This window comes from Pseudoalteromonas sp. OF7H-1 (assembly GCF_022347825.1).
In the GTDB taxonomy this organism is placed as follows: domain Bacteria; phylum Pseudomonadota; class Gammaproteobacteria; order Enterobacterales; family Alteromonadaceae; genus Pseudoalteromonas; species Pseudoalteromonas maricaloris.
Genome location: NZ_JAKRFX010000001.1, coordinates 1 through 11,364, shown reverse-complemented (window position 1 = coordinate 11,364; position 11,364 = coordinate 1). Strand labels below are relative to the sequence as shown.

The window sequence follows — 11,364 nt, the reverse complement described above, 5'->3', positions numbered from 1 at the left end:
CCACAGGTAATAAATGGCAAAATACGCAATTGGAGACCTGCAAGGCTGCTTCACTCCACTCATCGGGCTACTCGATCAAGTCAACTTTAACCCAAGCCAAGACCATTTATACTTTGTCGGTGACATCATCGCCAGAGGCCCAGATTCGCTTGCTTGCTTAGAGTTCCTCTATCAACACGCTGGCTCTATTAGCATGACACTCGGCAATCACGATCTCCACTTTTTAGCCTGTCTTGCTTTGGGAGTCGCTCCAAACCCAAAAGATAAATTAGACGCGGTTTTTGCCAGCCCTAAATGCCAAAAATATGCTGACTTATTACGTTCACAGCCGCTGGCTATTTGGCTTGAAACACAGCAAACTTTTATTTCTCATGCAGGTATTCATCCAAGCTGGAATATTACGCAAGCGCTAGAATATGCGCGCTTTGCCGAAGCTATTTATCAATCGACAAAAGCCCCTGAGTTTTACGCCAATATGTACGGCGCTCACCCAGGCCTTGAGCTCGATAAGCTCGGTGAACAAGATAAGTTTAAAGCCATTGTTAACGTCTTCACTCGAATGCGCTTTCTAAAACAAAATGGCGAACTGGATCTTAAGAACAAGTCTGGCCTAAAAGATGCGGCAGGTCTCACTCCGTGGTTTGAGCTCAGCCAAACATCAGCCGACACTACCCTACTTTTCGGCCACTGGGCTGCTTTGGAAGGCGAAACCAACAAGAAAAATATTATTGCCTTAGACACTGGCTGCGTGTGGGGAGGCCCTATGACAATGATAAATATCGACAGTGGCGAAAAGTATCAGCATAGCTAACCTCTATAACAGCCCTAAATCAACGTTAGGGTAAGCACTTACTTTAACTTTTATTAAACTAGGGCCTGTTGATCTTTCAAGTTTGTTTTTGCAGCAGTTTGATTGGTATTTATACAAGGCAGAGCCTGCGTAGCATAGTATTCTATGTGAGTCAGGCGATAACACAGTAGAAATGCCAATCAAGCGCTGCCCTTTGGGTTCCCCTGAGTGCGCTTTGTTCATTGTTGCTCAACTTTTGCTTAGATTACTAGGCGGCAAGTCGAGCGCCGCGACCAAAACACACCCAGGAGAACAAAAGTCAAACAGCAAAGGGCAACAGGCCCTAAGCTACACTCGAAGAAAACGTGAAGCTTATACTTTTTATCCGTTGAGCTGCTATTTTTTGTAATCCGACCTTTTTTACTGAAATTTTTTGTCACATCTGCTATAAAATACTTAACTTATCCGCAATAAATCCGATAAGTATCCGTATTGCTTTGTAAATTTTGTAGGACAGCTATGAATTTGACTGTTAGCCAACGTATTTGGGGTGGTTTTATTACCATCACCTTGTTGCTTCTTCTTATCGGGGGCAATTCTTTATTTAGAATTGCAAACATTGACAACTCAACTCAACAGGTTAATAACCTGTCTTTACCAGCACTCTCTAAAAGCTCCGCTCTGCAAGTAGAGTTCACTTTAATGAGCAAAATGGCTCAGGGAAGTTTTTATGCACGTTCAGAGACTGAGCTGGCGACGCTAAAACAGCAATTTGCAGAGCGCCAGAAGATCTTTGACAAAACCTATTCAGAGCTGCAGCAGGTCGTTGCCGCTAATAATAAATTGGCCTCAAGCAGTCGTGATGTTGGCAAAAGTTATGATGCGTTCGTAACAGCCATGAACAGCTTGGTAAACGAAAAAACAACTGAGCTTTCGTTACGGGACAAATTAAAAGAGCAGTTATCAACTATCGACGTTGCCGCAGAAGATGCGACTATGGTGACGGTTGATATCATTGATTTGGATGGCTTAGAAGATGCTGACAAACGTGCTTTTCAAGCTGCAAATAACTTAGAAAATAACTTTTCTTCTGTTGTGACCAGCGCCAATGATGTTGTTACGGTTGAAGACATCAATACACTAGAAATCGTAAGTCGAGATCAAAGCTATCTCGTTGAAGAGCTAGGTCGTAATATTGATTTAATGCGTGGCCCCGTTAGCGCGCTTGATAGCAGTTTGTTTGCTGATCTCGAAGGCTATTACACTAATTTAAAAGGTGCAGTTACCGGCAGCAACAGCATCGCGGAAAATCAAAAACGCTTGATCAACGCATTAGCCGAAACGCGTAAGGAATTATCCGACGCCGAGAAAACCACAAAAGCCGCTCTGTCTCAGCTAGATGACTTACTCTCCGAAGCAAGCCAAGTCGCCTTTAACTTACAGCAAGGCGTACGTGCCGATGTAGGCACAGCAAACCTATGGACTTGGATCGGGATGATAGTAGCAACGCTAATGGCAGTCGGCGTAGCTTACATTACCGTTAGCCGTATCACAAAACCACTATCGGAAGTAAACCGAGTTTTAAACATTGTCGCCAGTGGCGATATGACACAGCGCTTAGATGACACTGCAAAAGATGAGTTTGGTGAATTATCTAGAAGCTGTAACACCCTAATCTCTAGCTTACGTGAACTTATCACTGGCATTATTTCTCGTTCGACACAGCTTGCTGCAGCGTCCGAAGAAACATCGACTATCACTACAGAATCCAGCCAAGCAATTAAGAATCAGCAGGCACAAGTAGAGCAAGCAGCTACCGCTACCACTGAGATGAGTAGCACCTCTCACGGTGTTAGTAACAGCGCGCATCAAGCATTACAAGAAATTAAAAATGCTGATAAAGAAGCTGAGCGTGTTAAAGGCATTTCACATGAGAACAAACACACTATTGAGCAACTCGCAAGGGAAGTGGATGAAGCCTCTCGCGTGATTAACAAACTACACCAAGACAGCGCTTCGATAGGCAGTATTTTGGATGTTATCCGTGGCATTGCCGAGCAAACTAACCTCCTTGCACTAAACGCTGCAATCGAAGCTGCGCGTGCTGGTGAACAGGGTCGTGGCTTCGCAGTAGTAGCAGACGAAGTGCGCTCGCTCGCAAGTAAGACTCAAGAGTCAACTCAAGAAATTCAAGCAATGATTGAATCCTTACAAGCAGGTGCCGAAGAAGCGGTAGGCGCGATGTCGAAAGGCAAACAGCAGGCGGAGTCGTGCGTAACTCAGAGCGATCTTGCTAATGAAGCATTAAACTCTATCACTGCAGCCGTTTCTCAGGCCCATGATGTGAGTGAAGAGATTGCAAACGCGGCGAATGAGCAACAACAAGTAGCACAGGAAATTAGTGAACGTTTGGAATCGATTGTAACAATCGCAGAGCAAACGGCTGAAGGCGCGAGCCAAACCTCAATCTCTAGTTCTGAGGTTGCTAAACTCGCCGAAGAGTTACGCTTATCGGTAGAACAGTTTAAGGTTTAGCTATCTAACCTGAGCTTTGAGCAGGAAACAGTCTCAAAGCTTTAGGTGGTTTAGCAAAACCGCTAAGCATAAAAAAACCCATGCATGGCATGGGTTTTTTTGTTTCTTTTCTTTGATTATGCAAACAATGCGTTTGCCTTCTCAACGATATTTTCTACCGTAAAGCCAAATAGCTTGAATAGCTCATCAGCAGGCGCTGACTCACCAAACGTTGTCATACCAACGATAGCACCATTTAGGCCTACATATTTGTACCAGAAGTCCTCAATACCCGCTTCGATAGCGACGCGACGCGTTACTGAGCTTGGTAGTACGCTTTCTTTGTATGCTGGAGATTGCGCATCAAAAATGTCCGTTGAAGGCATAGACACAACACGTACCTTTTTACCTTCTGCACGAAGCTTATCCGCAGACTCAACTGCAAGTTGCACTTCAGAGCCGGTTGCAATAAGGATGATTTCAGGCTCACCATCACAAGATAGAACATAACCACCTTGCTTAATCGCTGCAACCTGCTCAGCGGTACGAGGCTGCTGCGCAAGACCTTGACGGGTAAATACAAGTGCAGATGGACCATCAGCGCGTTCAACCGCTTGCTGCCAAGCAACTGCTGACTCAACTTGGTCACATGGACGCCAGCTCGCTAGGTTTGGCGTAGTGCGTAAGTTCGCCATTTGTTCTACAGGTTGGTGTGTTGGACCATCTTCACCAAGACCGATTGAATCATGAGTATACACAAAGATGCTTCTTTGCTTCATCAATGCAGCCATACGTACGGCATTACGCGCGTATTCCATAAACATTAGGAATGTCGCACCATAAGGGATAAAGCCTCTGTGCAGTGCAATACCATTCATGATGGCAGACATACCAAATTCACGCACACCGTAGAAAATGTAGTTACCCGCAGCATCTTCTGCCGTTAAGCCTTTAGATTGATCCCAAAGTGTTAAGTTAGAACCCGCAAGGTCAGCAGAGCCACCCATAAACTCAGGTAGAATTGGGCCATAGGCATTCAATGCATTTTGTGATGCTTTACGAGTTGCTGGGTTTGCAGGATTCGCTTGAAGCTCTGCGATATAGGTTTCTGTTTTCTCAGACCAGTCTGCTGGAAGCTCGCCTTTCATGCGACGCTCAAATTCAGCAGCAAGCTCAGGATAATGCATTTGGTATTCAGTGAACTTAATCAACCAGTCACTTTGTTGATTTTGACCACGTGCTGTTGCGTCCCATTTCGCGTACACATCTTCTGGTATTTCAAATGCACCGTGTTCCCAACCAAGGAATTCACGTGCTGCTTTGATTTCATCATCACCTAGCGGTGCACCGTGACAATCATGGCTACCAGATTTATTTGGTGAACCATAACCGATAACCGTTTTACAACAAATAAGGGTTGGCTTGTCAGACTCTGCTTGCGCCGCTTCGATTGCCGCTTTAATCGCATCGCTATCGTGACCATCAACACCGGCGATAACATGCCAGCCATAAGACTCAAAGCGTTTTGGTGTATCGTCGCTAAACCAACCTTCAACTTCACCGTCGATTGAAATACCGTTGTCATCCCAAAATGCAATCAGTTTGCCAAGACCAAGGGTACCCGCAAGTGAACAAGCTTCGTGTGAGATACCTTCCATCAAACAACCATCACCTAAAAATGCATAGGTATAGTGATTAACGATGTCGTAATCTTCACGGTTAAACTGTGCAGCCAATGCTTTTTCAGCAATCGCCATACCTACCGCATTAGTAATACCCTGACCTAATGGGCCAGTAGTAGTTTCAATACCTGGCGCATAACCATATTCTGGGTGGCCTGGTGTTTTTGAGTGTAGCTGACGGAAATTTTTGATGTCGTCAATTGATAAGTCATAACCCGACAAATGCAACAATGAATAAATTAACATCGAGCCGTGACCGTTTGATAATACGAAGCGATCTCTGTCGAACCACTCAGGATTACTTGGGTTGTGCTTTAAAAAATCGCGCCAAAGTACTTCTGCGATGTCCGCCATGCCCATAGGGGCTCCTGGGTGGCCAGACTTGGCCTTTTGTACAGCGTCCATGGAAAGAACGCGAATTGCATTAGCAAGTTCTTTGCGAGATGGCATGAATTCTCCTACCTTTAAATGTGTTTCGCGGGGGTTTGAGCCCATTCTTACTTATTTATATGGCTAACTGCAACGGCAAAGGCCATAAAAAAACGGGTACAGACGGACTTTTTCCGACCATTAAAAAAGTTTGCACAATTTTGGACGTCTAGGCGTAAAATAACTAGTCAATGCCTAGGTTTTTTGGTTAGAATACGCCCCTTAATTTTTCGCGCTGTCCCTGATGTTTGTGAAGCGCAATATTTGTGAGCATAAATACAATGGCTAAACATTTATTTACTTCTGAATCTGTTTCTGAGGGCCATCCAGATAAAATCGCCGATCAGATCTCTGATGCGGTTCTAGATGCCATCCTTGAGCAAGATCCAAAAGCACGTGTTGCGTGTGAAACTTACGTTAAAACCGGTATGGTTATGGTTGGTGGTGAAATCACAACTAGCGCTTGGGTTGATATCGAGGAATTAACTCGTAAGACCGTGCGTGAAATTGGTTACACACACTCTGACATGGGCTTTGACGCTGATTCATGTGCAATCCTTAACACCATTGGTAAGCAATCACCTGATATCAACCAAGGTGTTGACCGTTCTCGTCCAGAAGAACAAGGTGCTGGTGACCAAGGCCTAATGTTTGGTTACGCGTGTAACGAAACTGACGTACTTATGCCTGCGCCTATCACATACTCACACCGTTTAGTTCAGCGCCAAGCGCAAGTTCGTAAAGACGGCACGCTACCTTGGTTACGTCCAGACGCTAAGTCTCAGGTAACATTCGCGTACGAAAACGGTAAAGCAGTAGGTATCGACGCAGTCGTATTATCTACACAACACTGTGATTCTGTATCACAAGCTGACCTTGTAGAAGCTGTGATGGAAACGATCATCAAGCCTACATTACCTGCAGAGCTTATCACAGAAGCGACTAAGTTCTTCATCAACCCAACTGGCCGTTTCGTTATCGGTGGTCCTATGGGTGACTGTGGTCTAACTGGTCGTAAAATCATCGTAGATACATACGGCGGTATGGCTCGTCACGGTGGTGGTGCATTCTCTGGTAAAGATCCATCAAAAGTTGACCGTTCTGCAGCTTACGCAGCGCGCTACGTTGCGAAGAACATTGTTGCCGCTGGCCTTGCTGACAAGTGTGAGATCCAAGTGTCTTACGCAATCGGTGTTGCTGAACCTACTTCTATCAGTGTAGAAACTTTCGGTACAGCCAAGCTTGATGAGTCGCGTTTAATCGAACTTATCCGCGCGCACTTCGACTTACGTCCTTACGGTCTAATCACTATGCTAGACCTTGAGCGTCCAATTTATCAGCCTACTGCTGCTTACGGCCACTTTGGTCGTGAAGAGTTCCCTTGGGAAGCAACAGATAAAGCTGACGCACTACGTGCAGCTGCAGGCCTATAACCCCTGCTGAAAAAGTAAAAAAGGCGCCAAGTGCGCCTTTTTTAATGCCCATAGATAACCCCTACCCGATAAATACCTCGTCGACATCATCTTTTAAGTTTTGATACTCATCATCATGAAGATTAAGCTCAATCATCACCTTGTCTTTAAATAGATACCAATCCGCTGCGCTTCTAAAATGTTTTGCTTCGAAACAGAGGTTTTCAGCCAGTTTAAGTGCCGCAAAGGTTTGCACATGTTGTGCATTTTTTTGCTCTTCAAGATAGCTAACGTCATGGTGGCGCAAAATCATCTGGCATATTTCTTTGGGTAAGTGCCAAGACGTCGCAAGAAAGTAACCTATCACAGTGTGAGGCACTGGATACTTTTGCTGCTCGTAGTAAATCAATGTTTGCTCAGGCCGCTCTATAGACTGTTTTATTACTTCAGCGTAGTCTGGATATTTTACGGCCATTGCTGGGATCCCGGCATCGTGAAAGAGTCCGAGCAGCTGCAAATTCTCTAGGGGTAATGATGCTTTTAAATGATGTCCAACCACCATTGCTGCTTTTGAGATATCCGCAGCATTATCCCAAAACTGCTGCAGTGAAATACAGCACTTTGACTGCTCAAACGCATTTTTAAGCAAATACCCAGTCACTAGCTGTGTAATACAGGTAACGCCCAAAAACATCACAGCTTGTTTTATATCAGTGATTGTACGGGCAAGACCATAAGCCGGTGAATTAATTACCTTTAATACCGCTGCAGACGCACCAACATCTGCCGCAATAATATCCGCCACGGTAAATAACTCAGGCTCCGGTTGTGATAGTTCATTTTGTAAGGCTTGTAATATTTCAGGCTTAGCAGGTAAGTTAAATCCGCCGCGCAAATCATTCAGCACTTTATCGTCTATATCGATCATTGGGCTACCTCAGAATTGATACACCCAAGTTTAGTTCATCGCCTGATATTTGCAGTATTGATTGTAATGAAGTGGTACAAAAAAGCGGGATAAAACCCCGCTTAATCTGGTTAGAACCAATATGGTTCGCTATGCATGGAAGATTGTCGACTTTGCTCCATAGCACTTATCAAAAAGTCTGATTTTTGCTTAAGCCATGCCTGCACTTCTTGCAGCTCGTCTGCATTTTGGCTTTGGCAAAGCTGATATAAATACGCCAGTGTTTCTAGCTCATAAATACCATAAACGATATCAATCCAAGGCGTTCTAAACGCTTTGCGCGCTTCTTTATCGTAAAGCTTACCCAGACAGTTACCGCTTAGCAGCGTATTTTCTAGCTTTATTCTGACATGTAAATAATCTTTTTCAGAAAGCGATTTATCCTGTGGAAGCAAGTTTTTCAACTCTTGCCAGTCTTTATCAAATAATTGGCTTGCGATTTCTGTGACCGGTAGCTCTGCTGCACTCAGTGCTTTTTGATCCCAGTTTTTACGCCAAGCTCTATCAACAAGCCAGCGAGTAAGTGAAAGGATCAAACGGTTATAGCGGGTGCAATGAAATAAATCTTCAATGTCCGTCGGTGTTGGCTGAACATCTTGCAGATCGGTAATGACCTGCGCCAATTCAGGAAACTGATTAAGTTTCTTATGATAAGCATGGCGCTTTGAGGTATAGGTTTTCAAATGAATTGCATTTTCGACCCAAGCAAGTTCTGACAACAACCATTTTAACTCATTGCGAATACTCTCAGTCGAGCTTTTATCAACGATGTCATCGAACAACCAAAACGCGTGACGGATAAGTGAAACTCCGTCAATAACTCGTTTTAATGTCTTGAGACTTGGTTTATTAAAATAGCACTGCTCATGTTTTTGGACGAACTGAATACCATAACTGACTGTCGCAATTAGCGCTTGTTCTTGCGTTACCTGAGATTTGAGCGGTACAAACCCTATAAACTTATTTGGTTTTAGAGGTTTATCATCGGCAATTCGATATCCTCTGGCGGCCTTTGAGTATAGTCCCAAGCGCATACCAGCTTGTTTAATTAGGTGATCGGCTAATAAGAAAAGATCTTCTTTATTTCCCTCAATCAGCTCTATTTCAAGCTCATTGATTGGCTCCATCTTCCCTTGGGCTGCTATTTCCCCTTTATCCAACACGACTTCGATTTTGGTTCCCGAATCCGTTTCGATTAACCAAGTACGACGAATGAAATTCGTACTGAAGATCGGGAATATGTTTTCTGCGATAGACTCAAGTTGCATGCCGTGAGGCCAAATATTCGCGTCAAACGCTAACAAGTCAGGACGTCCTGACTGAATAGGTAAATTGTACTCAGGTCGTTGATGTAACCCTCCGACAACTTCTCCCGCAAGCTTAATCGTTTGCTCGCATTCATCATTGCAACAACGCGTTCTTAGGCCGATATCTAGCGCACGCAATTCACGATTTGGCGTGTCAAAGTAGGCGTTAGTTAAGTTTTTAGCAGGCTTGTTAGTGACCGTTTTTGCAAACTGTGTGATGAGTGCAGGGATCAGCGGAACTTCATTATCTGAAACCAAAAATTTCAGTTCTATTTCAGTGTCCATTAGGGCAGTGTTTTACCTATTTGTCTAAGGGAGGATCAAAATATACAAAGGAGGCTAAGTTTGCAATCTTTTTATCCGATGAGAAGTGCACCAAATATGCGCTAAATCAATAGATAGTCAGGCTAAATTCGCTGAACATCAACGGATCAATAACACTGAATCATTGCGCTAAATGCTGCAATTTTCATTATGTAATCAATTATTTCGCGCCATTCAAAATAAACAAAGCCTTGCTATTAGGCCGCGAAATCCCTACTATTTTGTAAACTTTACGACCCAAAGAATAAAAGGCCCACGCATGTTCAACTTTAAGCAATTTATCATTGCGAGCCTGCTCTTCACCAGCTTAGTAAGCTTTGCCGAAGAGCCAGACGAAAATAGCACAGTAAACGCGGCAACACCAAACGGCTATATTAGTGACAATCTTTTTATTTTCATGCACACAGGTCCAAGTAAAAATTATCGAATTTTAGGCTCTGTTGATGCTGGTACGCCAATCACTATTTTGAGTGGCACTAATGACGAGTTTGTCCAAATTAAAGACGACAAAGCAAGAGAAGGTTGGGTAGAAAGTAAATTTGTCACCACGGAACCGGGTTTAAAGCAACAATTAGAAACGGTTAACCAAACCTTGGTGGAAACCCAAGAGGCGCTGAACGATGCTCAGCAGCAACTTCCCATGCTGCAGCAAAACAATACCAATTTACTAGCTGAAAATGCTTCACTTCAAGACACTATTTCAGGGCTTGAAAAGCAGCTACAAGATGAGCGTTTAGCACAGCAGCAAAAAGTCCAAAAAGAACAACACCAGTTGCTCACTTACGGTGGCATCATCGGGATCAGTGGCATTATTATCGGTGTGATCCTGACGCTATTTTTATCTCGTAGAAAGCGTTACGACGGCTGGTAACTGGTTATACACCTATTGAGGTTAGATAACTTCGTCACTGACAGTACATCTAACTTTCTTGTCAAAATTGATGGGGTGAATTGCTCAATTCGCCCCACTCTAAATACAGTTCTAAAAATAACCTTTCTCTACTCCGAATATCAGCGTATTAAAAAGCCCAACCAAGTAACATGGATATATCGTGCAAATTATGCTCATATTGAACTACACCTGTTTTGTCATATTCTTTTGATTCTTTAATATTCAAAAGAGAGTATTCCAAACCAACATAGAGATTATCTGTTAGTCGATACTCAACACCTATCGAGGTATAGATATCATTACCGCTATCACCTGAACTAGTGCTGCCTGTAGGAACCAACTGTGCAGGGATCACATCTTTGTATTGCCAATGTGCCATTCCAACTCTTATATTTGCATTAATATTGGTAGACATCTCAATCTCTCCCTTAATCCCCAACCTCAGAGATTCGGTATCAATAGGAAATCTGGCTCTATATGAGTAGTCATATGGGTTTTGATAGATTCCAGAGAGTGTGTTAGAAACGTGAACGGTATATTCAGCTAGTGACTCTCCATGAAAATGCTGTGCGATTTCAAGAGCTAAATGATCTGTAAGCCCAACACCGAGCCTCAGCCCCCATGAATCAGAATTAGCGGATGATGCACGCTTATATCCTAAATCAGATTCTTGCTCGGCATAAAATTCATTATTGGCTTTACCAAAAAGTACTTCTGAAAATATAGCAATATCAGCCTTCGCGTACATAGGCAACGATAGTACTGCCAGTCCAAATAATTGTTTTTTCATTATCACATCGGTGTTTAAAGATTAAAAAGGAAGCAATATTTAGTTTGAAATATTGAAATGAAAAGCGGGCGGAAGTATACACTGAATATAAAAAATTTAAACAAGGTGTATGATTGAAAGTTTGGCGATACCCGAATTCAGATAATAAGTGCACCACTCATGGTTAATCGGTGAGGAGAGATCAACTGCCTGTTGGTGGTACTCTGTAATCGCCAAAAAACAAGAGTAGTTACCATGAGTTACAAGCAGTTGATCGA

At 43.4% G+C, this 11,364-nt stretch carries 9 protein-coding genes; 5 read left to right on the top strand and 4 right to left on the bottom strand.

The annotated features are described in order from the left end of the window. Positions 1 to 13: 13 nt before the first annotated feature. The 3 genes from MHN30_RS00045 to MHN30_RS00035 all read left to right on the top strand — a co-directional run bounded on the left by MHN30_RS00045 (position 14) and on the right by MHN30_RS00035 (position 3,325). Complete coding sequence (locus MHN30_RS00045; RefSeq protein ID WP_239356772.1) at positions 14 to 811, top strand: symmetrical bis(5'-nucleosyl)-tetraphosphatase; 798 nt, start codon at positions 14 to 16, stop codon at positions 809 to 811. 172 nt (positions 812 to 983) lie between these two features. Further along, positions 984 to 1,199: a hypothetical protein gene (locus MHN30_RS00040; protein ID WP_039493901.1), complete on the top strand. Its 216-nt coding sequence runs from the start codon at positions 984 to 986 to the stop codon at positions 1,197 to 1,199. A 110-nt stretch (positions 1,200 to 1,309) separates the two neighbouring features. Next, positions 1,310 to 3,325 (top strand): methyl-accepting chemotaxis protein, encoded by a 2,016-nt coding sequence (locus MHN30_RS00035; RefSeq protein ID WP_130163488.1) that lies wholly within the window; start codon positions 1,310 to 1,312, stop codon positions 3,323 to 3,325. Positions 3,326 to 3,441: 116 nt separating this feature from the next. Here MHN30_RS00035 and tkt read toward each other — a convergent pair whose 3' ends face one another. Continuing rightward, a complete protein-coding gene (tkt, locus tag MHN30_RS00030) occupies positions 3,442 to 5,436 on the bottom strand; it encodes a transketolase (RefSeq protein WP_239356746.1) in 1,995 nt (664 codons plus the stop codon). A gap of 260 nt (positions 5,437 to 5,696) precedes the next feature. Between tkt and metK the strand changes: the two genes are divergently transcribed. Beyond that, positions 5,697 to 6,848 carry a methionine adenosyltransferase gene (metK, locus tag MHN30_RS00025; RefSeq protein WP_010374713.1) on the top strand — a complete coding sequence of 384 codons (1,152 nt, stop codon included), beginning with the start codon at positions 5,697 to 5,699 and terminating at the stop codon, positions 6,846 to 6,848. Positions 6,849 to 6,909: 61 nt separating this feature from the next. Here the strand turns inward: metK and MHN30_RS00020 are convergent, their stop codons facing one another. Further along, positions 6,910 to 7,755, bottom strand: a complete 846-nt coding sequence (locus MHN30_RS00020; protein WP_039493910.1) for an HDOD domain-containing protein — start codon at positions 7,753 to 7,755, stop codon at positions 6,910 to 6,912. A 110-nt stretch (positions 7,756 to 7,865) separates the two neighbouring features. Beyond that, a complete protein-coding gene (locus MHN30_RS00015) occupies positions 7,866 to 9,386 on the bottom strand; it encodes a CYTH domain-containing protein (RefSeq protein ID WP_010605999.1) in 1,521 nt (506 codons plus the stop codon). 298 nt (positions 9,387 to 9,684) lie between these two features. On the opposite strand from MHN30_RS00015, the gene MHN30_RS00010 reads away from it, so the two are divergent. Then, the gene (locus tag MHN30_RS00010) at positions 9,685 to 10,296 is read left to right on the top strand and encodes a TIGR04211 family SH3 domain-containing protein (protein ID WP_239356733.1); all 612 of its coding nucleotides are present in this window, start codon (positions 9,685 to 9,687) and stop codon (positions 10,294 to 10,296) included. Between the two features lie 148 nt (positions 10,297 to 10,444). Here the strand turns inward: MHN30_RS00010 and MHN30_RS00005 are convergent, their stop codons facing one another. Continuing rightward, on the bottom strand, positions 10,445 to 11,107 hold the full coding sequence (locus tag MHN30_RS00005) for an outer membrane beta-barrel protein (RefSeq protein ID WP_130163485.1): 663 nt from the start codon (positions 11,105 to 11,107) through the stop codon (positions 10,445 to 10,447). Positions 11,108 to 11,364 lie beyond the last annotated feature (257 nt).

Excerpts from the sequence above, each read along its gene's own strand:
- MHN30_RS00015 (WP_010605999.1), bottom strand. The coding sequence starts at position 9,386 with ATGGACACTGAAATAGAACTGAAATTTTTGGTTTCAGATAATGAAGTT.
- MHN30_RS00020 (WP_039493910.1), bottom strand. The coding sequence starts at position 7,755 with ATGATCGATATAGACGATAAAGTGCTGAATGATTTGCGCGGCGGATTT.
- MHN30_RS00035 (WP_130163488.1), top strand. The coding sequence starts at position 1,310 with ATGAATTTGACTGTTAGCCAACGTATTTGGGGTGGTTTTATTACCATC.
- MHN30_RS00010 (WP_239356733.1), top strand. The coding sequence starts at position 9,685 with ATGTTCAACTTTAAGCAATTTATCATTGCGAGCCTGCTCTTCACCAGC.
- tkt (WP_239356746.1), bottom strand. The coding sequence starts at position 5,436 with ATGCCATCTCGCAAAGAACTTGCTAATGCAATTCGCGTTCTTTCCATG.
- MHN30_RS00045 (WP_239356772.1), top strand. The coding sequence starts at position 14 with ATGGCAAAATACGCAATTGGAGACCTGCAAGGCTGCTTCACTCCACTC.
- metK (WP_010374713.1), top strand. The coding sequence starts at position 5,697 with ATGGCTAAACATTTATTTACTTCTGAATCTGTTTCTGAGGGCCATCCA.
- MHN30_RS00040 (WP_039493901.1), top strand. The coding sequence starts at position 984 with ATGCCAATCAAGCGCTGCCCTTTGGGTTCCCCTGAGTGCGCTTTGTTC.
- MHN30_RS00005 (WP_130163485.1), bottom strand. The coding sequence starts at position 11,107 with ATGAAAAAACAATTATTTGGACTGGCAGTACTATCGTTGCCTATGTAC.